Annotated in this window: 1 pseudogene; it reads left to right on the forward strand. The window is 44.1% G+C overall.

The window, feature by feature from the left end:
* Positions 1-282, forward strand: a pseudogene (locus ACTHSP_RS21730) (zonular occludens toxin family protein); the annotation flags it as partial.
* Between the last annotated feature and the right edge of the window lie 205 nt (positions 283-487).

Consider the following 487-nt stretch of genomic DNA (forward strand, 5'->3'; position numbering starts at 1 on the left):
AATAGTGGCTGTACTTGTTACAGTGACCAAGGTACACCGCTGAAAGAAATCACAAAAACAATGTGCAAAGACTACGTCAAAAACGGTTTGCCGTTTAACCCATATAAAGACGAACAGCACACCGTACAACAGCCACAAACAGCACCGCAGACAGCCTACACGCCTGAAAATGGACAAGTGCTTACAATGGGCGGTAAAAGCCCTCAAAACCTGATGTATGACGGTTATGTTGAAGCAGGCGAAAAAACAGGCTTCCAAAACGGTGCAAAGGTCGGCAGTTAAGAGATATTTATTTAATTGTTGATGTAGCCTAAGCGGAATCAACGGTTAAATAAATATCAACGGGGTGCGGGAACGCCCGCTACTTTGAATACTAGGATAACTATCCGAAGCTGTAAGCTCTTTTATTTAGACGGCTTACAGGTTCGGATTAGCTACCCGAACCGAAAAACGCCCATCTTGAAACGGCCTAAGTCATCAGACTGTA

This window comes from Neisseria sp. P0001.S005 (assembly GCF_051963715.1).